Source organism: Chryseobacterium polytrichastri (assembly GCF_900142445.1).
In the GTDB taxonomy this organism is placed as follows: Bacteria; Bacteroidota; Bacteroidia; order Flavobacteriales; family Weeksellaceae; genus Chryseobacterium; species Chryseobacterium polytrichastri.
This window is the reverse complement of sequence record NZ_FRAV01000012.1, coordinates 90,878-115,605: the sequence shown is the minus strand read 5'-3', so window position 1 is coordinate 115,605 and position 24,728 is coordinate 90,878. Positions and strand designations below refer to the sequence as shown.

Here is a 24,728-nt window from a genome sequence, read left to right as displayed (position 1 = left end):
AAATTTCTAAAATTAAATAATTATGCTTGCACCCGAACTTGCAATTTCTTTATCTTGATCAACAGTTCCACCGGATGAGCCAATGGCACCAATGATATTTCCTTCTTTATTTTTAATCACTACACCACCCGCTATTGTTAGTAGTCCTTCATTAGAATTAATCATTCCATAAGCATGCATTTCGGCGCCAGAAATGATCGTTCCCATTACATCACTGTCTACGCCAAACATCACAGCTGTTCTTGCTTTCTTTATTGCAAAATCTACAACACCAAAAGCACTTTCTAATCTGGCAAAAGCTACCAAATGACCTCCTGTATCCACCACTGCTAAACTAACAGGGATACCCATTGCTTTGGCCTTTTCAATTGAAGCATTCAAAATTTGGGATGCTTCATTATAAGTTATGTTCATTTTTTTGTCTTTATGTAAAATTAGAGCACGGATTGATATATCCGTGCTTCACAGGATTCTTAAATTAACTTTTTGCTGTCCAGGCTTCAACTTGAAGTTGTTTCACAAAATCTTCTGTTTCTTTAGGATGCACATTTCTAAAATTAGAATTGTCGTCTAATGCTACATTCACGATACATTCAGCCATTGAGAGTGGATCAAGTTGATGATTCAATGATTCTGCTGTACCATCAAATACACTAGATGGGGTAAAATTGGTTTCAGGGTTATACCATCGGAATATGCTATCCACACCACGATCATTAAATCCAGTACCAAAAACACCTGGGTTACAGGTTGCAATTTTGATGTTGAAATCTGCTAATTCTGTTTTTAAACCCTCCGCGATAGCTTCCATAGCGTGTTTTGATGCGCAGTAGGCTGCTACATAAGGCACCGTCCATAGTCCTCCCATAGATGTCGTAAAGACTATTTTACCCGGTTTCTTTTGTTCAATAAATTTTTTAATAAAACCTTGAGCAAGTTCAAGTCCACCAAATACATTAACATCAAACATCGAACGAATAAGTTCAATTGGCTGCTCTGCAATTGGGCCTCCTTCCATAATACCCGCATTACTGATTAAAATATCAATATCATACTTTTTATGAATATAAGCAAGATCGCGAGAATCAGTTACATCAAGTTTATCAACGATAAGATTAATTCCCTGTTCTTTTGCTTCGCGGATAAGATCGCTAACCTGTGGGTAAACCTGCCCGGTAGCAATTACTTTATGTCCTTTTTTTGCTAATTCAAATGCAGCAATTTTTCCAAAACCGCTTGCGGCTCCTGTGATTAAAATTGTTTTACTCATTTCTTTGTTTTTAAGATTTTGTAAAATTACACCAGCTACAATTGTTTAATATTTCTGCACAGTTCAATTATGTGTTTTTTGAAGGTTCAATTTCTGTCTTTTTTGGAACATACATAATACATATTTTACATTTTGTAGTGAAACTAAATGTGATATGATATTTTTTTGATAAAAAATGAATGTTTTGGTAATATGAAAATGAACGAAAATCAATCAATGATATCTTTAAAATGCCTGTAGATTTGAATGATAATTTGGCTTTCATCAAAATAAGAAATGATTAGAATTTCTTTAATAACAGGTATTACAGCAATTTAGAAATTTGGTATGGAAGTTATACGCGAAATGATATTTGATAAGTTAGTGTATTCTTGTGTTTTTATTGATTTAGCATGCTTATGCAGTATAATATTATGTCCATTATATAATTCTTCCACAAAATTGAAAATACGTTTTTGGTTTAAATTTTTTACCACTGAACCCTTTGGAAACAAAGTATTGAACGTTTGGCGAACAGGAGATATTCAGAGATATACGAAATTTGCATCAACATAAATATGAATGAGAAAGATTAATAATACAAGCTTGATGGCAGGTAGGCGTGGAAGGATCAGTGCTCTTGAATTGGCTAATAATGAACCTGTTTAAACTAATTAAAAATTTAACCGCAAAAGAATCAAAAGCTATCGTTGATTTATTAATGATTGGTTATTGAGAAAACAAAAGTCTACAAAAGAATACTATTTCGACTCCGCTCAATAGGCAAAGATTTTTAAAAACTTATGTGCTCTTATTTGTAGCCTAATACTCAACTTAAAGTGACTAATGTGTTAATCTTTTGTCACTTTTGCGTTAAAATAAAAGTTTAAACAAGTTGAATGTACGGACTATAACAATGGTCATATAAAAAACACATTTAATTAAATATATAATACAATTTACATGAAAAAAGAAAGTTTACTTGCTGTTTTTTTATTCACAATGGCTTCTGGTCAGGTGGGAATAAATACAAAAAACCCAACAGAATTCCTTGATATTAATGGAACAGAGAGAGTTAGAGAACTTCCGAAACATCAAATGGCAAATGCTGTTTTTACAAAACCTGATGGGTCTAGGTCAGATAATAAAGACCAAACTTTTGTAGCCACTAGAAGGGTAGTAGCTGATGCTAACGGTGTGCTGGGATATGTTGATGGATTGTCTGGTGATATAGGTTCTTCACGTAGGAACATAACAATAGGATATTCAGCAAGTTTATGGGATGGAAATCTTTATGCAATTGGAGGTACAGGTTTTCCTGCGTTTAATTCTCAGCTTCAAAGTAAGCTTAATTATGGAGCCAATGGTTTCTACAATAAGATATCTGGCATTGATTTCTTACAATTTGAAGGACAAATTAATAACTATACTGCAGCACAGTTAAAAGGGATGGTGGATATTTTCTGTATTGGCCTTATCCCTGGAGGAGGATTGGATGTTACAGTACTTACAAAGATCAAGGATTTTGCACAATTGGGTGGGGTGGTTATTATTCTTCTTGACTCTGCCACAAATACTCTGGCTTTTCAAGTTTTTGGAGGGAGCGGTAATGTAACAAATGGGACTGGAGTATCTTATTCTATAGCCGGATCTACAGGTTCTAGTGGTGTTTTTGGAAATATAGCCGGAAATACTGTTATTTCCGGAGCTCAAACTGCAGGAAGGGTCTACAATTCTCAACTACCACCTGCTTCTACAATTTTAGCCACAGAAGGAGGAATAGGAACATCTCAAGCTGGTATTTGGACAACTGGGCCAAATGGAAGGGTTATTTTCTTTTGGGATGAAGGCGTGTTTAGAAACGGAAGTATTTCAGGAACTTATGTGGATACGGATCAGGAAAAGTATTTACATAATATAATGGCATATGCGTTAGATAAATTAAATTTATAGTCAGATTCCAGTATCATGCATAGATGAAAATTAAGGTAACCGAATTTGTCAGAACCTACACGGAAAATTATAGTTTAAAATATCGACCTTGTATTATCGAGCGCTATCCCAAATGAAATACAAATCCCATCCCTCGTATCGTTTCTATTTCAATTCTCAGGTCTTTAGCCAGATATTTTCTTAGTCTGCTTACAAAAACATCAAGACTTCTTCCTGAAAAATAGTCATCACTTTTCCAGATGTATAATAAAATTTCCTCACGTTTTATGATTCGGTTGGGATTTTGAGTGAAATACAATAAAAGCATAGCTTCTTTTTCTGTAAGTCTTGTATAGTTGTCTCCTAAAGTTAACTGAAGGTTTTTGTAATCAAAAGAATAAAAACCAACGCTTATCAATTCTGAAATTACTTTGGATATCGATGGTTCAGATCGTTTCAAGATATTTCGTATTCTCAACATAAGTTCATCTGCTTCAAACGGCTTTACCACATAATCATCAGCTCCGAGTTTTAGCCCTTTAAGTTTATCTTCTTTCTGATTTCGGGCTGTAAGAAAAATAAAGGGCATTTCCGGAAACATCTGAATCACTTCTGCTGCTAAGGTAAATCCATCCATAATCGGCATCATTACATCGAGAATGCACATATCTATTTTTGGAGATTTTGCAGACTTCAGGAAATGCAGAGCTTCCTGCCCGTTAAAACAACAGGTTACCTTGAACCCTGCGAGTTCCAGATAATGTTTTAAAATATCTGAAAAATCAAAATCATCTTCAGTTAAAAGGATATGTTTCATGATAAAGGCAAATAAATGGTGAATATAGTTCCTTTTGGTAAAAGAGATGCAACGGTAATCTTTCCTTCGTGGGCGAAAATAATTTGTTGAGCATAATAGAGGCCAAGTCCTAATCCTTTCGTGTTATGGATATCACCTCTTTCTACGCGATAAAATTTCTCGAAAATTTTATGCTGTTCACTTTCAGCTATTCCGATACCGTTGTCTTCAATCATTAAGGTATAATAATTATCTTCTGTATGGGTTTGAATTTTAATATGTTGAGCTCCATATTTAACTGCATTATCTAAGATGTTATTGATAGCAGTAGTCAGATGGAATTGATATACATAAAGATCAACCTCTTCGTGTTTGGATACAAAATCCAGCATTATTGTAGGGTAAACAGTATTAAAATCTGTAATAATTTGCGAAAGAAACATATTCATTTCTGTTTTTTCCTTTTTGTATGTTATATCTTCCTGTCCGGAGGCATGGACAACAACCTGATCAATCAGTTTTTTAAGACGTCGATGTTGGCGGTGAGCAATACGAATAGCATGATTAACGGCTGTGTTTTGAATAGGTTTTGTCTGCTCCTCAATAGTACTGATTGCAACTCCCAATGTCGCCAAAGGTGTATTGAACTCATGAGTGATATTATTAATAAAATCAGTTTGAATATCAGCAATTTTTTTCTGCGAAATTAAACTTCGGATAGAAAAATAGAAAAGGAATATTAGCAGACAGAAAACAAATAAAGAGAATAAAAGCAAACCAAGCATTTGTCCTAAAATTTTTCTTTGCCAATCATTTATACTAAAACTAGATTGTGTGGTAAACTCCTTGACCATAGTATTGGTTTCGCCATCTATATGAGAGGTCATATCGTGAATAATTTGAGGGTTCTCTAATGCTTTTCCGTTTCCGAACCAAATTTTATTTTTTAGAACGAAAGGAGAATTAGAGCCGGAAGCAGCGAGCTTTGCATCTTTTATCGTTACGTTATATGCAGTATTATACTCAGACAGAACGGGGTTATGATTAATATAGTCTTTTACTTTTTTTGAAATTTCAGAAGCCTTAAGCAAAGCAGCATAATTCATCTTTTCATGTTGTTTTGTTTTAGCATAATAATCCATATGGTTTATCCATTCGCTGCGAAGCGCTGTGATATTGATTTTTTCTTCCATTAGGATCAGTTCAGAACGTACAGAAGCTTGAGCCTGTTTTTGCTTCAACATGAAGGTGTTATAAATAAAATAAGCCTGCATTACAGTCATAGCCAAGATAACGAGTATACAACTCCAGATCAGATATTTTATTTTCGATTTCATAAGCTAAAGATACTAAGATCATCGGTTGATATTTTAGTTTTGAATTGCTTTAACATTTCATTAACCCAGGATTAACCGGGCATTAACCCATGTGATATAGCGAATCATCTACATTTGTTGGAAACAAACATCTTGTGAAAACACCTATTATTTTATTAAGCATTGCTTTACTATTATCAAGTTATTCTTTTGCTCAAACCAAACCAGATACAATTAAAACAACTGAACTAAAAGAACTTTCTCTTGATTATAAAAAGCCCAAAATTATCCGTAAAGCAGACCGTGTGGAATTTAATGTAGAAAATACGATTCTATCCAGCAGCAATGCATGGGAAATTGTAAAACGTTCACCCAATGTACAATCTTCGGCCGATCAGTTGTCAATCCGTGGCAGTCAGTCTATCATTGTAACCATTAATGATAAAAGGGTTTCTTTAACCGGAGATGAGCTTAAAGCTTTACTGCAAAGCATGAATGGGACAGATATTAAATCCGTGGAAGTTATTACAAATCCTCCTGCTAAATATGATGCCTCCGGAAGTGCTGTTATTAATATTAAAATAAAAGCCAATAAAACAGCAGGGTATAAGGGATCGGTAACGACTGCTTATGAACAGGGAATATATGCCCGTAAAAATGTAGGTATAAGCCAATATTACAAATCGGGAAAATTCTCTTTGTCTGGTAGCTATAACTTTGGTTCGGGTGTATATTACAACAAGATCAATGAAGTCATCAATTATCCTGAACAGCAACAACAATGGGAGAATATTCTTAGCCGTAAAAATAAAAGGGACGCCGAACATACTTACCGCTTTAATACAGACTATACAATTGACAGTCTGAATACACTAAGCATTGGAATAGACGGTTATATCTCTAAAAATAACCATGCTCTTTACAATGTTCCTACTTATATTTTTACCAGTGATAAAGAGCTTCAATCTTATTTTGTTACTAAGAATAATCGGCTTACGCCCAATTCCAATATCAATTATAATATTCAATATGAACATCTGTTTTCTTCCAAAGAAAAGCTTACTGCTTCAAGTACTTACACAGATTACCGCTACGAAACAACCCAAGATGTAAAAACCGATTACTTTGTTACAGATACCCAATCCCAGAGATTCTTCACAGATAACGAACAACATATCCGTATTTTTACAGCACAGATGGATTATAGCGGAGCTCATCAATGGGCAACCTTAGAATCCGGATTAAAATATAGCAGAGTAAAGGCTGAAAATAATCTGGATTTTTCCCGAGATGTAGATGGAACGTTGATTAATGATCCGCTTTTGAGTAATTTGTTTCGGTATGATGAAACAGTATTGGCAGGATATATAAGTGCCGGAAAAGACTGGAAAACATGGACTGTGAAAACCGGACTTCGTGGAGAATTAACATCTATTGATGGCAACTCCGTTAATCCCGCACAAAGAAATAAACAACAGTATTTCAATCTTTTTCCGACTCTTTTTATACAGAATAAGTTGTCAGAAAATCATCAGTTAAGTTTCTCTTATGGAAGACGGATTACCCGCCCGGCGTACAATTATCTAAATCCATCCAAATCCTATTTCAGTCCAAACTCTTACCTTATTGGTGATGTAGAGCTAAAACCCGCTTTGTCCGATCAGCTTAGCATATCTTATTCGTATAAAAGTAAGTACGGTGCTGAGTTATATTATATTCATGAAAAAAATCCAACATCACAGCTCAGTATTCAGGATAATGAAAATAATATCCTTATCCAAAAGGTAACCAATATACCGGGGAGTACTTATTTTGGACTTACGTTAAGTGCCTCTGTGGATCTGGCTCCTTGGTGGTCAGTTAACCTTCAGGGAGGACCTTCATTACAAAGCAGTAATTTTATTTTTGATGATGGCAGCAATCTTAAAAAACACATATGGGGAGCAGATGGCAACGCAGATTTTCAGTTTACGCTCAGTAAAAAATCAGGACTTACTGCGGATGTCAATTTTATGTTTAATACCTCTCATTTACAAGGTCCGGCGGTGGCAGGAAGTTCTAGTAACCTGAGCTTAGGATTCAAAAAGAAACTTTTTGCAGACAAAGCTGAAATTACCTTAAGTCTTCAGGATATTTATAGAGGTCAAAAATTTAAAGTAAGTTCTTATTATAAAGATCAAAGTAATTATTACACCTATTATGGGGATACCCAAAGGTTCAGATTGAGTTTTAAATATAATTTTGGAAAAAGTACGATAAAAGGAAGAGAAGCAAAGCAGAAAACAGAAGAACAGAAACGTTTATAGTTTGATTCTTTTAATAGAGAATTTTAAAAAATAGGATGCTTTATCAGTTTTAAATTCTGTAAAGTAATTAGTATTCTTCTAAATAAAAGTTACATTCTTTTGAAGCAGTTTCTCTTTATTGTGATGTTTAGCTTTGTAAGCTCCTATTAGATTAACAAAAATTATTACCACCAAGAAAAATTAAGCCTTATCTTTGCGGCCATGTTGAGGTGGTTTTCCATATTATGTTCGATGATTTATATACTAGCAACAACCAATGTAGCGGAGGTGTTGAAGGTCCCTGTCTTTATAGAACATCTCATGGAGTATGAAGGGAATTTTATGGAATTCATGGTAGAGCACTATGATAACCATAAGCCCGATTCTGATTGGAATACAGACCAAAAGCTTCCATTTATTAATCCTCCCGTTGTGTTAATGATTCATGCACAGCTTCCTCAAATTACTTTTCATTTCGAACAAATCAAAGAATTTAAGGTTTCTCAAAAAACCACGAGTTATCAGGAAAAAGACTTTTCCAATACCTATCTTTCACGGATTTTCCAGCCACCACGGTTTTGTTAATTGATGCAAATTAAAAATTAATGCTTTAAGATTTTCTCTTAAGGCGGTCATTTCTTGTTAATTATCAATTAATCAATTTTTCATGTTAAATAAAATTATTGAGTTTTCTGTAAAGAATAAACTCATTATCGGCCTTTTTACCATAGGGCTCATCCTGCTTGGGATCTATGAAACCCCCAAACTTCCCATTGATGCACAGCCGGATATTACGAATAATCAGGTTCAGGTGATTACCGTTGCGCCTTCTTACGGGGCTGCAGATATTGAACGGTTGGTGACTTTTCCTATTGAGCAGGCAACCAGCAATATTAGTGGAATTACAGAACTACGAAGCTTCTCACGATTCGGATTGTCTTTGGTGACTGTTGTTTTTGATGATGATACCGATGTGTATTGGGCTCGTCAACAAGTTCAGGAACGTCTGCAATTGGTTCAGGAAAATATCCCTGAAGGAATTGGGAAACCGGAATTAGGACCAATTTCGTCAGGTTTAGGAGAGATTTTTCAATACGTTGTACGAGCCAAAAAAGGATACGAAAATGTATATGATGAAACTGAACTCAGAACAATTCAGGATTGGGTAATTCGTCGTCAGTTGTTGGGGACAAAAGGGGTTGCCGATGTCAGTAGTTTTGGAGGGAAATTAAAACAATACGAAATTGCCATTAATCCTAATAAACTTCAGGCTTTTAATATCAATATAAACAATGTTTTTGATGCACTTGAAAAGAACAATCAAAATACGGGTGGAGCTTATATTGAAAAGAAAGAGACGGTTCTTTTTATCCGAAGTGAAGGATTATTGGAAAGTTCAGAAGATATAGGAAACATTCAGGTTTCAAATACGAAAGAAGGAATTCCTGTGCATATCAAAGATGTAGCAGATGTGAAAATAGGTTTTGCCACGAGATATGGCGCCATGACTTTTAACGATACAGGCGAAGTTTCCGGAGCTATTGTTTTGATGTTGAAAGGGGAAAATGCCAATGAAGTTATTGGAAATATCAAACAGAGATTAGACAAGATTCAGGAATCTTTACCGGAAGGAGTGGTGATCGAGCCGTTTTTAGACCGAGCGAAAATGGTCAATAATACCATCAGTACTGTAAAAACCAATTTAATGGAAGGGGCGTTGATCGTGGTTTTCATTTTGGTACTTTTCCTTGGGAATTTCAGAGCGGGATTATTGGTAGCCTCAGTAATTCCTTTGGCGATGCTTTTTGCCATTATTATGATGAATATTTTCGGGGTCGGAGGGAATTTAATGAGCCTTGGTGCTTTAGATTTCGGATTGATTGTAGATGGCGCCGTAATCATTGTTGAAGCAGTTTTACATCAGTTGGCTCACAAAAAACATTTCGGGAAAGATAATATGCTTTCTAAAAAAGAAATGGACGAGCAGGTTTCGAGCTCCGCTACAAAAATGGTGAACAGTGCCGTGTTCGGTCAAATTATTATTTTAATAGTTTATCTCCCGATTTTTACACTTCAGGGTATTGAAGGAAAAATGTTTAAGCCAATGGCACAAACGGTTGCTTTTGCATTGGTTGGGGCTTTTTTATTATCACTGACTTACATTCCGATGATGAGTTCTTTGGTACTGAGCCGAAAGAAAAAAGTAAAAGATAATCTTTCAGATAAAGTGATGACGAAGGTGGAAATTGGTCATCAGAAACTATTAATGAAAGCGTTAAAGTTTAGAAAAACAATCATTATAGCTGTTGTTATTCTTTTTGCCGGAGCTGTTTTGGTACTTTCAAGAATGGGCGGAGAATTTATTCCCTCATTAGAAGAAGGAGATTTTGCAGTTGAAATGCGTATTCTCCAGGGAAGTAATATCAATGAGACTAAAAAAGTAACTACTGAAGCTGCGAAAATCCTTTTAAAGCAATTTCCGGAAGTTCAAAAAGTAGTTACCAAAATCGGAAGTGCAGAAATCCCAACCGAACCAATGCCGATGGATGCAGGCGATATGATTATTGTTTTAAAGCCTAAAAAAGAATGGACTTCCGCAAAATCATTCCCCGAACTTTCAGAAAAAATGAGTACTGCTTTAAAGGTTATTCCAGGATTAACGACAGGTTTCCAATTTCCTGTTCAGATGCGTTTTAATGAATTAATGACGGGTGCTAGACAAGATGTCGTTTGTAAAATTTATGGTGAAGATTTAGACAGTCTGGCAACATATGCGAAAAAATTGGGTGGAATTATCAATACGGTAAAAGGTGCTCAGGATCTATATTTAGAGCCTGTAGTAGGCGCTCCGCAAGTAGTGATTGATTATAACCGTTCTGAACTTTCCCGTCACAATATTTCCGTTGCTGAAATCAACAGAGTGATCAATATGGCTTTTGCCGGACAAACCGCTGGGGCTTTGTATGAAGGTGAACGAAAATTTGATGTAGTGGTAAGAATGGATAGTGAACATAAAAAAGACATCACAAGCATTCAGAATGTATTGGTTCCGACTCCGAATGGAGAACAGATTCCTTTGTCACAATTGGCAAAAGTAGAATTAAAAGAAAGTCCGAATCAGATTCAGAGAGAAGATACCAAAAGACGAATTGTTGTAGGTTTCAATGTGCGCGGTAGAGATGTTCAAAGTATTGTAGAAGACCTTCAGCAAAAGGTAAATAAAGACTTGAAATTATCTGCAGGTTACACGATTTCGTATGGTGGAGCTTTTGAAAATTTAAATGAAGCGAAGGCCAGATTGGGAATCGCGGTTCCCATTTCATTGGTGATGATTTTCTTGTTGCTGTTTTTCGCGTTCGGTTCTGTAAAACATAGTTTATTGATTTATACGGCGATTCCATTATCGGCCATCGGAGGTATTTATTTTCTGGCATTGAGAGGAATGCCTTTCAGTATCAGTGCCGGAGTTGGATTTATCGCTCTTTTCGGCGTTGCGGTTTTAAACGGAATTGTTTTGATTTCAGAATTTAACCGACTGAAAAAAGACGGAATAAAAAACACAAGCAGAATTGTTTTAATAGGAACAAGAATTCGTCTTCGTCCTGTTTTAATGACGGCTTTTGTAGCTTCATTAGGATTTCTGCCGATGGCATTGAGCGATGGCGCAGGTGCCGAAGTGCAGCGACCTTTAGCTACTGTAGTTATTGGAGGTTTGATGTTGGCCACTCTTTTAACCCTGTTTGTTTTACCTATTCTTTACGTCCTGTTTGAAAGGGTCAGTAAGAAGAAAAAATTTAATAAAACAGCGTCAATTGCAAAATCAGAGTTTCTTAACTAACGGGAAATACATTCTCCATACATAAAATCTTAGTGCCTATCGCATTTAAAATCAATACAAAATGAAATTTTCAAATCATCATAAAAAACTCACGGCATTCCTATTTCTTATTTCGTTAGGAATGGTAAATGCTCAGGAAAATATTACGTACGAACAAGCTTTGGAGCAGGCTTTTCAATATAATGGAAGTCTTAGAAATTCGAAATTAGTATCAGAATATCAGGAGAAATTAAAGGCAAGTTATCTGGATATTCCTCAGACGGAGGTGAACGCAGGTTTTGGGCAGATTCAGGGTGAAGAAACAGATAATTCTTTTTCAATTACCCAACGATTTAGTTTTCCGACTGTGTATTCTAAAAGAAAACAAATGCTGGATGCAGAATGGAATGCAAGTATTATAAATCAAAATCTTACAAAATCTCAATTGACCAAACAGGTTTCAGAGGTTTTTTACAGAATACTGATTCTTCAGGAAAAGAAAAAAGTTATTGATTACATCACCAAATTGTATGGCAGTTTTGCAGATAAAGCAAGCTTACGACTGAAAAAAGGAGAGGCTAATATTTTAGAAGAATCTACCGCCGAAATTCAGAGAGAGCAGGCGATATCTCAATTGAATATGCTTGAAAATGACTTGGATATTGCGAAACTTCAGCTTCAGTTATTGCTGCAATCTGAGCATGAATATCAACCAATTTCGGATCAATCTATTATCAATATTGATCTTCAGGTTTCAGAGGAAAAGATCAAGCAACATCCTGAATTGCAATATTTAAATCAACAAATTAAAGTCAACCAAGCAGAAGCTCAGCTTGAAAAATCTAAACTTCTTCCGGATATTTTGGTGGGGTATACGAATCAGAGTATGAAAAATATTAACAGCAATCGTTTTAACTCAGTACAAATCGGGGTTGGAATTCCTTTGTTTACGAAAGGGCAACGAGCGTTGGCAAAAGCTACCCAAACGAAGGTTGCTATTGCGGAGAATGAATATCAACGAAAAGAAATTGAACTTAAAAACAGATTAAAACAGCAGGTTAATAATTATACCAATCAATTAAAGATTGTTGAAAATTATGAACAAAAACAATTGCCAAAATCTGAAATAATTTTAAAAACCGCACAAAAGCAAATGGAAGTTGGTGAGATTGATTATCTGAATTGGGTAATTCTTACCAATCAGGCGGTAAAAACAAAGGTTGATTATATCGATAATCTGGAAAGGCTCAACCAAATCGGAGCGGAACTTAATTTCTTAATTTCAAAATAATACGAAAATGTATTTCAAAAATATATCAATATATAGTCTAAGTGTATGGTTGGTTTTATCTTCTTGTTCAGGAAAAAAAGAAGAAGAAAAAACGGTATATGAAAATAAAAAGTTTGCAAAAACAGAGCAAAATACGGTTCAATTATCTGAGAAACAAATTCAATCGGTTGGGTTAACTACTACGAACATTCAAAACAAAACCATGCAAAAATTGGTGCGATTGAATGGTAAAGTAGAAATTGCGCCTTCTCATATCAGTTCTGTTTCCAGTATTATGGGTGGGCATATCAAATCAATTAATGTCATCAACGGAAGTCATTTCAATAAAGGGCAGGTATTGGCAGTGGTTGAAGATCCTCAATTTATTCAGTTGCAGCAGGATTATTTGGTAACGAAGGCTCAATTGGAATCTGCAAGATTAAATTTAAACCGTCAAAAAGATCTTAATACCAGTAAGGCGAGTAGTGATAAAACCTTGCAAACCGCACAGGCAGATTATTCTACTTTGAATGCGACGTTAAAAGGATTGGAAGAAAAATTGAGAATAATCGGTATCAATGCAAAAGGGTTGAGTACAGGAAATATTAGAAGCCGAATTAATGTGTATGCACCGTTCAGTGGTTTTGTGAGCAAGATTTTGGTGAATAACGGACAATACATAAACCCGTCTGATACGTTGTTTGAACTGATTAATCCTACAGGCTTATTGTTAGAATTAAAAGTATTTGAAAATGATGTGGATGATGTGAAAATAGGGCAGGAGATTTTGGTGTATAATAATCAAAATACAGAACAAAAATCAAGTGCGAAAATTGTAAGCATGGTTCCGAATATTGAAAATGGAGGAGCTTCTATTGCGGTTGCCAAGCTTTCTTCTCCAAATCCTGATTTTATCAGGGGAATGTATATCAATGCTGAAGTGAGTGTGAATAGCAGATATACATTAGGGTTACCAAATGAATCGGTGGTTTCTTTTGAAAATAAAAACTATGTTTTTGAAGACCTGGGAAACAGAAAGTATAAAATGATTCCTGTGACCATCGGAATTTCAGATGACAGTTTTACAGAGGTTCTGAAAGCCAATTATTTGAAAGATAAAAAAATCGTTCAAAAAGGAGCGTATAGCCTTCTGATGTTGCTTAAAAATAAAGCCGAATAAAGAGATGTAAATAGTAATGATTAGTGATGAAGTCCGAGAGTTTTCTCGGGCTTCTTTTGTGTAAATTGATAGGGGAAATCATTTCGTATTCTTTATCAATCCTCAACTTATTACAAAGAAAAGGAGTATTTTTATTGTTTCATACCTAAAGAATGCTGAATACATTACGCACCCATATTGAAAAATTAGTACCTCTTACAGATGAAGAATTTGCTTTGGTATCTTCTTATTTTACTGCTAAAAAATATAAAAAACATCAGTTTTTGATACAGGAAGGTGAAGACGTGCATTATAATTATTTTGTGGTAAAAGGACTTTTGAAGCTGGTGTATACAGATGAATCTTTAAAAGAATATATTGTAGGATTTGCGATGGAAGATTGGTGGGAAAGTGATTTTCAGGCATTTTATACCAAGACGAAAGCTACGATGTCATTAGAATGTGTGGAAGATACCGAAGTATTGTGTCTTCAGCTTGATGATTATAAGAAGTTGTGCGCTGCTCTTCCAAAGATTGAACATTTCTTTCTCGAGAAGGCTTATTTTGGTTTTATTGCTGCTCAGCAACGTATTATTTCTACCATGACCTCCAGTATTAAAGAGCGTTACAATCAATTATTAGAAAAGCATCCGTCACTTATTCAGCGGGTTCCAAAGTCGCTTTTGGCTGCTTATCTGGGAGTTTCAAGAGAAACCTTGAGTCGCTTATCTTCTTAATATGTGATCGTCATCACATCATAATCGTGATTGAAATCAAGAGATGATCTTGTGTATAATTTACAACTTTGCAGAGTAAATATATAACAAGAGGTCTTATGACCTTCTCTAAAATCAATTAAAATGGAAAAAAGAACAGTGAATCCTTGGAGCTGGCAAAACGAACGCAGCTATTCGCAGGCTGTAGAAGTAAAAAATGTGGAAAGTACTTTATATTGCTCAGGACAGGCAGCTATTGATCCTGATGGTACATCCAGTGACAAAGATATGAAGTCTCAGCTTCAGCAGGCTATTGCTAATCTTGAAGAGGTGATCTCAAAGGCGGGTTATGAATGTGCAAATATTGTAAGATTAAATATTTATACCACTTCAACAAAAGAACTTTGGCCCCATTTCCCAATTTTACAGGAATGGATTGCAAAGTATAACATTGAACAGGCTGTCACCATGCTTGAAGTAAATGGTCTATTTGAAACCTTAATGGTTGAATTAGAGGCAACTGCTGTGAAATAATTGATGATAAATCACTCTTAGATAAAAGGAATTTTTGATTTTTACCTTAACAGGTCTGAATTATTAAATTTATATTAAAATTGAAAAGAATAAAATCTACTAAAATAGTCTTTTTTTAGTAGATTTTATTCTTTTGTGGTATATGAAATATAACGGGTAAAAGTAGAGTAATCAGCTTAGTAGTAAGTGGAAAACGATTTGAATTTTAAATTTATGACAGATTAATTCACTATACGTAATTCTTTATTTTTTGATTTAATATTAATTATTTTCCGTTATGTTGCTTGTTTGGTGGTTTTTATAAATAAAATAATTACCTTTGGCAAAAACTAACTCATTGCCATGAAATAACTCACATGGAGTTGAAGACGTGTTTTATTAACATAAAATATTCCTTCAAGTACAAAATATTGTACATACTCTCGATGCTTTCTTTCTAATTATATTTCGATACTTCGAAAGCAAATCCTTTATTATATCATCCTTACTATATCATTTTGATTTAATATAGTATTATGATTTAGGTATGATTTAATTATATTGAAATCTAACTAATAGTTTTTAATGTGAAAATTTTTCAAATGAAGGTTGTTGATGATCTCAATCGCTACATGAGAAAATTTAGCTTTTTGAATATAGAAGAGAAGTAATAATTATGAATTTATAGTTTGTACTCTTTGATGTTATGCGGTTATGATAATTGTTTTTATGATAATGAACTTTTGAATAAAAATGATATATAAATCGATTAAGTTATGAACAAACATTACTACTCATTCATTGGGTTACTTGCCTCTATTGCTATGAGCGCGCAAATAGGAATTAATACGACAAACCCTCAGGCTACTTTGCAGGTTAAAGAATCGGACGCTGAAAATATGGCAGATGGAATTATTCCTCCAAGAGTAACAGGAGATAAGTTAAAAGCTAAAGATCTTGTTTATACGAATAACCAACAAGCTTCTATGGTGTATGTTACGTCAGGGGTGACGTCTGCATTAGACGGTAAAACAGTAGATGTTACAGCTCCAGGGTATTACTATTACGAACCTTCATTAAGTAACGGAGGTAAATGGGTGAAGCTTAATACTGCCCAAGATGCTCCGATTAAGTTTTTTTATATGCCATCTATTGTGTTTAATACTTCTACGATGGGGACGGGGCTAAAAAGAAATTTATATGCAGAGTATAAATCTCAGTTTACCAATAAGAAGTTTATTCCTAGTTCTACTACCGGGGGTACTATAGGTACAGAAATAAGAAATACTTTTGTGAAAAGTACTAATGCTCCTGATACCATTGCTAACATCCCAGCTTCAAACGGATTGTATTATTACGTTACAGATTATGATAATACGTCATTGGCTAATTTAAGTATTGATGAAAATGGTATTCTTACTTATGATGTTATAGGAATAGGATCAGATTATTCTTTTGTGAATATCGTTTTTGTGGTGAAATAAATATAGATTTTGAATGATAAAAACTATGAGAAAGACTATATTAAAAGGTTTTCTCTTGCTATGTTGTCCGTTGTTAGGGAGTTTATCCTACGGGCAGGTAGTACAGAAAATAAAACCAGATACTTCATCAGGAACTCGTGTAGATAATCCTGAGTTTTCAAATGATGCGGATGTGAATACCTTTGGCCAGATTAATAGCTACGGTGGGGCTGCACTAGGAATAGGGGCATATTCCGGAACACTTACGTTGGGATATACTGCTCCTACATCATATGTTCCTGCCAATTCTAAATTTTATCTAAAAGTAAATTCCAATGAAGTAGGCTTACTAGACGCTTTATTGGGAGGTAGTTTAGGGAATTTACTTAAAGGTGTTTTAGGAGTTGTGATTGGTGGTGAGCATGTTACTACTTTTAATTTGAAGAATGCAGCCGGAAATAATGCAATTTCTGTGTCTACAGTCAATTCTAATGCAAATCAGGATAAAATCACCATTGCTAAAGATGCATCGCAGAACTATTATGCTATTTTTTATCCTAAGGAACCTATAAAGACCATTGAAGTAAATGATAAGACATCATCTCCTGTATTGCTTGGAGGTCTTAACAATTTCAAGGTCTATGATTCATATTATTATAAAGATAATGTGTCAGACTGTGATGTTTCATTGCTTACGTCTTATACTGCTGGTGGAGGGTTATTAAGTTTAATAGCTTCTGAACCGGTAGTTAATGCACATTATGCAATAGATAATGATCTTACGACGTACTCAAAAATTGGGATTACTGCTTTACTTAATTTAAATGCATCGGGAACGGTAGAACAGTTCTTCCACCTACCTAAAGCAATAAATGATAAAGTGATGAGGTTTAAAATCCGCATGCCATCTGGACTTTTAAAGTTGGATGTAGGAAACCAATCTTCAGTGGTATTTTACAAAGACGGAGTGGAAGTTTCAACCGTGAAGTTAGATACGAGCGTGTTGGGATTAGATCTGTTAGGATTAATTAATCAGAACAATGCAGAGTTTAGTTTTCTTGCTGCTCCACGTGATGCAAATGGGAAAATTATACCATTTGATAAAGTGGGAATACGTGTTTTCAAACCTCTATCGGTAAATCTATTGAATGCAGAAGACATCAGAGTGTATGATGTTGCATATGTGGATGATAGTCCGGAAGTTAAAAAAGTATGCTCTTTTGAATTTTTAAACAACAACATCAGACAACGTAAGTTTGATATTACCCAGCTTATTCCAAATTACGATGCCAATTATGCAGGATATATTGTTGTAGATAGAAACCAAAAGGAAATTCCTTTCAAAACAGCAGCAGATAAATTAGCAAACAGATGGCAGCCTTTAGGAACCTATTATATTAAGGGATTAAATGCTACAGGCTATTGCGCTAATGAATACATTGGCTTTACCGCAGCGGAAGATAAGCAATATCAGATTGTGGGAAATGCAGCAATAAGCTTACCCCTTGATGCTAATAACGATGGAGTACCGGATGCTTCTACTATTTTTGCTGCTGCCAATTATCAAAGTCAGTTGTTGGGAAGTACAGGAGTTAAAATTTATGATGAATTAACCAATCTGGAAGTGACGGGACAAACCATTAGCTTTCCGAAAATTGGAACATATAATTTCTATGCAAAATCTGCTAACTCATCAAGTACATGTGATATCGTTAAAAGAATTACCGTATATGTTTATGATAAATTAGAGTGCGAATATCAATATGTTCAGCGTATGGCTACGATAAAAAGTACCGGAGCTATTTTAACGGGAGGAAGCACCAACAGTGAAAGGGCTGTAGATAATGATTTGTCAACATATGGAACTATTTTCAACGCTATTTCATTAGCGGGAATAGGAAATTCATGGATTGACCTGACTTTTAATAATGTACAGGCAGTTCCGATTACGGCGGGTACTCCAATAACTATTAAATTGGGCCAGGATTATGGAGTATTACAACTCTTAGGAGGAATTACTGTTCAAACCTTAAATAAAAGTGGAGCTCCTGTAGGACCATTGAAATCTATTGGTGAATTAGATCTTCTGAATCTTTTGGTGGGTAATAATACTATAGATGTTACTTTTATCCCTAAAGATGCTGCCGGAGCTAACATAGAATATGGTGGTGTAAGGGTATTGGTAGGAAGTGTATTAGGGTTGTTTAATTCAGCAAGAATATATGGCGCGTATGTGGATGACCGTACTCCTGTAACTCAATCTACGGCTTGTGATGCCAATATGACGGTGAATGGTGCTGAAATTCCGGGTAACTTAAATGCCCAAGTATTATTGAACCGTTCTACGAAAGATGTTTTATACGGAGTTCAGGATGCAGGGTTAGGAGTTGCTACGGTGCTATCAGGTGTTTTATATCCTTATTTAGCAACTGATGCTATCAATAACAGTACATCTCCACTACATGGTTCTCCAAATTACGATACAGCAGCAATATTTAATACTTCTGTAGGAGTTTTAAATAAGCAGATCCTAACCGTTAAATTCAAGAATATTGCGAGACCTGGTGATAAAGTAAGAATTGTAATGAGTTCTGAAGGATTACCTATTTTGGATGTGAATGTATTAGGCGGCTTTACGATTCAAAGATATTTAGGAGATATTCCTATTGGTGATGAAATTAAAGCATCTGATTCTCAGATTATAAAATTAGATCTTTTGAAATTGATTGCCAATCAAGCTTCTACAAAGACGGCGATTATCTTAGACGGTATCGGAGCTTCTTTTGACCGTATAGAATTACGTTTAAATAATGTAGTTTCAGCGAATCTGTTAGGAAGTAAGACGTATGTATATGATGTTTCTATATTACCATATTTTGATGTGGTACAAAATGAGCAATCATTATGTTTATCTACTCCGCTTTCTTTTAGCTTATTGGAGCCTTGTACTTCTTATCGTTTATCTTTTGCATATGCGCAAAAAGATTCGACTGGAAATATTACGGCTTGGGTAGATATTCCAAACTCTCAAATTAATTTAATACCTAGTGGTTCTACAGCTGATAACCTTAATTATCAATTGAATAGAATGTATAAATTGTATAGTAAAGTAGATAATTTATACATGAAGGTTGATGTTTCGCGAGGTAATTGTTTGGTTGGAGAAGCGCAATATGTTCCTGTTAAGATTAATGCTTGCCAGGCAATTGTGAATCCAGTAATAAGAAGTATTTTGAAATAAATATTGAATGAAATATTGAAAATTCAATATTTTCTAATTTGACCATAAAAATAGGCTGTCTTCGAAAGACAGCCTATTTCTTTATCTTGAGTTGTATTCTACTTCTGAAGCTTTATGTTCAAATACTTAAAGTAAAAATCTATACAATCTGAATTCCCGAATCTCTTAAAGAATTAAGGTCAGGACTATCTCCTGGCAAGTCAGTAATTAGAACAGTAATGTCACTTACATTGCAAACTTTAAAAGCCTCAGTTCTCCTTAATTTATTTTGATGTGCCAGCGTGATGATCTTTTTTGAAGACTTCAGCATAGCCGTTTTTGTTTCCAGATCCTTCACTGAGGTAGAAGAAATTCCGAAATTCTCGTCTATTGCGCAGGTTGATAAAATAAATACATCTGCAATATATTTCGAAGCTTCATTACAGGTAATGGCTCCTGTATTGATGGCTAAATCAAAATCAAATTGTCCGCCTAAAATAATTAATTCCACATTTTTATAGCCTTGAAGCAAAGGAACCAATGATAGATTGTGAGTAATAATTCTTAGTTGTATATCAATTGGCATATAGCTAATAACTTTCCCCACGGTGGTACCACCATCCATAAAAACAGTCATTCCATCTTTAAGAAATTGTTGTGTTTTTAATGCAATAATATTTTTTTCATCACTCAGGAAAGTTTGTCGGTCAGAAAAGGAGAGTGGATCTTTTTCGCGAAGAATAGCACCTCCTCTTACTTTAGATAATAAACCGTTTTTATACAGAATTTCTATATCTCTTCTTACCGTATCTTCTGAAACTAAAAGTTCTTTTGCCAACTCTTCAAACGTCACTTTATTACTGACTTTAAGCTGTTTTAAAATGATTTCAAAACGTTCTTCTTTTAGCATAATGATTTATTTTTTTCGGAATTGATAGATAGTGGCAACAAGAATAAAAAGCAAAGCTATTATTTCGAAAGCAATTGACAAAGAAAAATAATGAGCAATTATTCCCAACAATGCAGGACCGGCAAGTTGACCGGCGTACCCTAAAGTTGTGATCACAGGAATGGTAACTGTGGGTGATATCCCTTTAATTTTACCCCCTTCCGTAATAAATACAGGAACAATATTAGCAGCACCAGCTCCCAATAAAACAAATCCTAAAATAGACACAAGAAGCCATGGACTCAATACAATAATCCCGATTCCTATAGCGGCTAAAATACTTCCTCCAACCACAATTATTTTGCTGTTTAATTTTCCAACCAATGAATCTCCGGATAGTCTCATTGCTGCCATTGCAACGGAAAAAGCAGCATATCCTATTCCCGTAAATTCATTTTCTATCCCTCTGTTATCTCTCAGGAAAATAGCGCTCCAATCTAGCATGGCACCTTCAGATAAGAATACAATAAAACACATAAGTCCTAAGACTAAAACTCTGTAATCCAGCCACTGCATTTTTCCTTTGCTTTCTTCCTTTTTATCTTCAGATGCTGATTTTAGAATGATCTCTTGTTCTTTTTCAAGAGTGAAAAGATTTTTATATTGGGTAATTAGCAGTAATATTAACAAGGATGAAATCGTAATTGCAGCGTAAATAGGGTTAAGTCCCATTTTCATCAGAAACCCTAATCCTAATGATCCGAAAAGCCCACCAACACTGAAAAGTCCGTGCAAAGAAGACATGATGGGTTTGTCATATAAATTTTGAACCTGTACACCATGGGTATTCATGGCGACATCTATTGTTCCTATTCCACAACCAAAAGCAAAAAGAAATAGCCCCATTAGATATACATTGGAAATAACAAGGAGGCAAGGTAAAATGAAAGCACTTAAAACCACACTTGCGGCTATCACTTTACGACTCCCAATTTTTCTAATTAGTATACCTGAAATAGGCATCATCAGGATGGCTCCGGCACCGAGAAATAATAAAAGCATTCCCAAATTAGCCTCATTTAATAATAACCTGTCTTTAGCAAAGGGAACCATTGGTGCCCAGCTTGCGATTCCTAAACCACATACCAAGAAAATCAATTGGGTTGCTCTTTTAGCTCTAATTGTTTTCAAATCATTCATAAGATTAAATATTTATTTTGCAAACTTATGCAAATTTGCATAAGTTTGCAAAATAAAATGAATTAAAAAATAAAATTATGAAAATTGAACATATTGCCATTTGGTGCAATGACCTTGAACTGACCCGTAATTTTTACATGAATTATTTCAATATGAAAAGCAACGAAAAGTATGTAAACCCAACAAAGCATTATACTTCGTATTTCTTATCTTCTTTATCAGAAGATACATCTGCAAGATTAGAATTGATGCAGCGTCCTGACATTCTGGAAAATTCAAATAAAAGAGGAATGGTAATGGGGCTTGCTCATTTGGCGATTTCTTTAGGAAGTAAAGAAGAAGTAGATGTTTTAACCAATAGATTAAGGGCAGACGGTTACACTATAATAGGTGAACCTCGTACAACAGGAGATGGATATTATGAAAGTGTGATAGAAGACCCTGAAGGAAACTGGGTTGAATTAACAGAATAATCTTGAATTGTTTTAATTAAGGAATGTTATTGTTAAATTTTTTGAGGTAGCAATGCTAGAATAGCTTATTTGAATCTAAGTTATTAATTATTATTTAGATACTACGATTCAAATAAAAATATTTAGATGAATCGTAGTTTTACTACAATTTCAAAGATCTAACATGAAACATTACATTTGGCATGATATTTTTATCTAATTTTAGTGATATACTATCAAACACACACAAATGTTATGGAAAAATACACTTCAAATTCTGATAGAATTTCAGAGAATCACATCTCTGGTATTAACCGTGTTGTAAAATTAGACATTGTTATTAATCGTAAAACAGTCAATGGATTTAAACACTTTCGTTTATGGCAAAGTGCAAGGAGACATCATCAATTTGTGCTTATTCTTGCTCATGATTCTTTAGAAGAAATCCAAAACTACAATCTTGAACAGGCAAAAAAGTTTCTAGGAACAAGAATCACAGTAACATTCAACTACAAAGACCCCGAAAACGAAAGTCCTGAAAGAAACTTTGCAGGAGTAGTGACCAATGTGGGATTCAGTCAAGAGGAAATGAGTCTTGGAAATCTTATAATTAGTGGTTACAGCCCAAGTATCCTGATGGACTCGGCACCCCATACTCAAAGTTTTGGAGGAAGTGAACCTGTAAATACGGGTATCATTGCCAACAACATCATTAAAGAAACTTTAGGAACAAGTAATTTTGATTTCAGAGTAGATGCTAAATTCAAAGTACGTATCCATTACAGTTCTCAATATTGTGAAACCCATTATAATTACCTCGCAAGACTTGCAGAAGCCTATGGAGAGCAGTTTTACTATGATGGTGAAGTCCTTCATTTCGGAAATCTCCCGGCCAATGAAAAACGAATTCAATTGACCGATAAAAGTAATGTGACTAATGTACGGGTAGATTTAGAAGCTATCCACACAAAACCTGAATTTTTTGGGTATAATAGCAGTGCCCATGAAAAAATGGAAAGCTTTAATAATCCTATCAAACATTTAGGAGATTTATCGTCTCAGGCTTATGAACTGAACAACAATATTTTCAAAACACGTTCACTTATTCCATGCCCTGTGAATCCAAATATGTATTTAGATGTGAATGATTCTCAGAAGGGTGCTATGGGAAGTGCTGCTGTAGAGGTTATGAAGGTCTCAGGAAATACAAGCATTCCTTTCTTATACATAGGCTGTGTGGCAGATATAGCCATGAGGAAGGCTGATACCAATAAAAGTGAACATTTCACGACTTTGATGATTACAGAAGCTTACCACGAAGTAGATGCCAGAGGATATTATACAGGAAGTTTTGAAGGGATAGCAGAAGGAACAGGCTTTATGCCGAAACCTGATTTTGTTATGCCCAAAGCAGAGCAGCAAGTAGCCACCGTAATCTCCAACATAGACCCACTAAATCAAGGAAGAATACAGGTTCGGTTTGATTGGCAGGGAATAGCTGATTCTACCTATTTTATCAGAATGATGAGTCCTGATGCAGGAGGAAGTGGTTTAATCAGCCAGAACAGAGGCTTTGTGTCTATTCCAGAAGTTGGAGATCAAGTAATGGTAGGGTTTGAATATCATCATCCAGATTTTCCTTTTGCAATGGGTGCCATGTTTCATGGAAAAATTGGATTAGGGGGAGGTAGTGGAAACCGTGTAAGGTCTATCCAGTCACCCGATGGACATAGATTAGTGCTAACAGAAGGTGAAAGTATTTTATTAGCAGATAAGAAGACAAATGAAATCAAGCTTGATACCGAGGGAGGTAACATCAATATTACATCTCTTGGAACTATTACGATAAAAGCCAAGAATCTAAAATTTGATATTGAAGAAGACATTGATACCAAAGTAGGTAAAAATATGGATACAAATGTTGGACAGAATATTAAGATTATTGCAAGACAGGAAATCAGCCAAGACAGTGGGAAGAAAACTATTATCAATGCTGGAACCAATACTGAAATATCAGCAAAATCTCACCTAGACTTGTATGGTAAAGAGAGATTTATTGGTTACACAGATGGACAGGCAGAGTTTGGAGCAAAAGACAGAATGCATGTGTATGGAGCTAATTCACTGCTTACTGCCAAAGACAAGATTGAGTATAAAGCTCCACAGATGAATAAATTACCTGAGAAAGGGGAATTTAATTATGATAAAGAACCTAAGATAATAGATGCAATTTGGCTTAATGATAACGCAGAAAAGAACATTAAAAAACTTTATAAAGAAGAGGAAGCCAGTATTTTAGTAATGACCAGAAATGCTAATGAAGGAGAAGAAATAAGTGTTGAAGTCGAGGAAATAAATAAAGAAGGTGAGGAAATTATAAACACATACGCAGGGCAGGTTGATGGTGAAAGTAAGGCATTGTTAAGAAAAATTGTAAAACATAATTAATGT

16 protein-coding genes and 1 pseudogene are annotated in these 24,728 nt (G+C 34.8%); 11 read left to right on the top strand and 6 right to left on the bottom strand.

What is annotated here, in order from left to right; genetic code table 11:
- Window positions 1-12: 12 nt before the first annotated feature.
- Both BUB80_RS09615 and BUB80_RS09610 read right to left on the bottom strand, forming a co-directional pair.
- Window positions 13-414 (bottom strand): GlcG/HbpS family heme-binding protein, encoded by a 402-nt coding sequence (locus BUB80_RS09615; protein WP_073292716.1) that lies wholly within the window; start codon window positions 412-414, stop codon window positions 13-15.
- 64 nt (window positions 415-478) lie between these two features.
- Window positions 479-1,270, bottom strand: a complete 792-nt coding sequence (locus tag BUB80_RS09610; RefSeq protein WP_073292715.1) for an SDR family oxidoreductase — start codon at window positions 1,268-1,270, stop codon at window positions 479-481.
- 942 nt (window positions 1,271-2,212) lie between these two features.
- On the opposite strand from BUB80_RS09610, the gene BUB80_RS09605 reads away from it, so the two are divergent.
- A complete protein-coding gene (locus BUB80_RS09605; protein WP_073292714.1) occupies window positions 2,213-3,202 on the top strand; it encodes a hypothetical protein in 990 nt (329 codons plus the stop codon).
- A gap of 103 nt (window positions 3,203-3,305) precedes the next feature.
- Here the strand turns inward: BUB80_RS09605 and BUB80_RS09600 are convergent, their stop codons facing one another.
- Window positions 3,306-3,998: a response regulator transcription factor gene (locus tag BUB80_RS09600; protein ID WP_073292713.1), complete on the bottom strand. Its 693-nt coding sequence runs from the start codon at window positions 3,996-3,998 to the stop codon at window positions 3,306-3,308.
- The gene (locus BUB80_RS09595; RefSeq protein ID WP_083547132.1) at window positions 3,995-5,314 is read right to left on the bottom strand and encodes a sensor histidine kinase; all 1,320 of its coding nucleotides are present in this window, start codon (window positions 5,312-5,314) and stop codon (window positions 3,995-3,997) included. The genes BUB80_RS09600 and BUB80_RS09595 overlap by 4 nt, the downstream gene beginning before the upstream one ends.
- Window positions 5,315-5,448: 134 nt before the next feature.
- Here BUB80_RS09595 and BUB80_RS09590 point away from each other — a divergent pair, with 134 nt between their 5' ends.
- From BUB80_RS09590 to BUB80_RS09550, 8 genes and pseudogenes are all read left to right on the top strand, one after another.
- A complete protein-coding gene (locus tag BUB80_RS09590; protein WP_073292711.1) occupies window positions 5,449-7,599 on the top strand; it encodes an outer membrane beta-barrel family protein in 2,151 nt (716 codons plus the stop codon).
- Window positions 7,600-7,830: 231 nt separating this feature from the next.
- The gene (locus tag BUB80_RS09585) at window positions 7,831-8,163 is read left to right on the top strand and encodes a hypothetical protein (protein WP_073292710.1); all 333 of its coding nucleotides are present in this window, start codon (window positions 7,831-7,833) and stop codon (window positions 8,161-8,163) included.
- Between the two features lie 82 nt (window positions 8,164-8,245).
- Window positions 8,246-12,686 (top strand): annotated as a pseudogene (locus BUB80_RS09580) (CusA/CzcA family heavy metal efflux RND transporter).
- 7 nt (window positions 12,687-12,693) lie between these two features.
- Window positions 12,694-13,845 (top strand): efflux RND transporter periplasmic adaptor subunit, encoded by a 1,152-nt coding sequence (locus BUB80_RS09570; protein ID WP_073292707.1) that lies wholly within the window; start codon window positions 12,694-12,696, stop codon window positions 13,843-13,845.
- Window positions 13,846-13,997: 152 nt separating this feature from the next.
- The gene (locus BUB80_RS09565; RefSeq protein ID WP_073292706.1) at window positions 13,998-14,561 is read left to right on the top strand and encodes a Crp/Fnr family transcriptional regulator; all 564 of its coding nucleotides are present in this window, start codon (window positions 13,998-14,000) and stop codon (window positions 14,559-14,561) included.
- Between the two features lie 123 nt (window positions 14,562-14,684).
- Entirely contained in the window at window positions 14,685-15,074 is a 390-nt protein-coding gene (locus BUB80_RS09560; RefSeq protein ID WP_073292705.1) for a RidA family protein, read from the top strand.
- A gap of 755 nt (window positions 15,075-15,829) precedes the next feature.
- Window positions 15,830-16,537 carry a hypothetical protein gene (locus BUB80_RS09555; protein WP_073292704.1) on the top strand — a complete coding sequence of 236 codons (708 nt, stop codon included), beginning with the start codon at window positions 15,830-15,832 and terminating at the stop codon, window positions 16,535-16,537.
- Between the two features lie 25 nt (window positions 16,538-16,562).
- Window positions 16,563-19,757, top strand: coding sequence for a hypothetical protein (locus BUB80_RS09550; RefSeq protein WP_139262637.1), 3,195 nt, complete (start codon window positions 16,563-16,565; stop codon window positions 19,755-19,757).
- Between the two features lie 139 nt (window positions 19,758-19,896).
- Here the strand turns inward: BUB80_RS09550 and BUB80_RS09545 are convergent, their stop codons facing one another.
- Window positions 19,897-20,646: a DeoR/GlpR family DNA-binding transcription regulator gene (locus tag BUB80_RS09545; protein WP_073292702.1), complete on the bottom strand. Its 750-nt coding sequence runs from the start codon at window positions 20,644-20,646 to the stop codon at window positions 19,897-19,899.
- A gap of 6 nt (window positions 20,647-20,652) precedes the next feature.
- The gene (locus BUB80_RS09540) at window positions 20,653-21,825 is read right to left on the bottom strand and encodes an MFS transporter (protein WP_073292701.1); all 1,173 of its coding nucleotides are present in this window, start codon (window positions 21,823-21,825) and stop codon (window positions 20,653-20,655) included.
- Window positions 21,826-21,902: 77 nt separating this feature from the next.
- Here BUB80_RS09540 and BUB80_RS09535 point away from each other — a divergent pair, with 77 nt between their 5' ends.
- Complete coding sequence (locus tag BUB80_RS09535; RefSeq protein ID WP_073292700.1) at window positions 21,903-22,298, top strand: VOC family protein; 396 nt, start codon at window positions 21,903-21,905, stop codon at window positions 22,296-22,298.
- Window positions 22,299-22,532: 234 nt separating this feature from the next.
- Window positions 22,533-24,725 (top strand): phage baseplate assembly protein V, encoded by a 2,193-nt coding sequence (locus BUB80_RS09530; protein WP_073292699.1) that lies wholly within the window; start codon window positions 22,533-22,535, stop codon window positions 24,723-24,725.
- Window positions 24,726-24,728 lie beyond the last annotated feature (3 nt).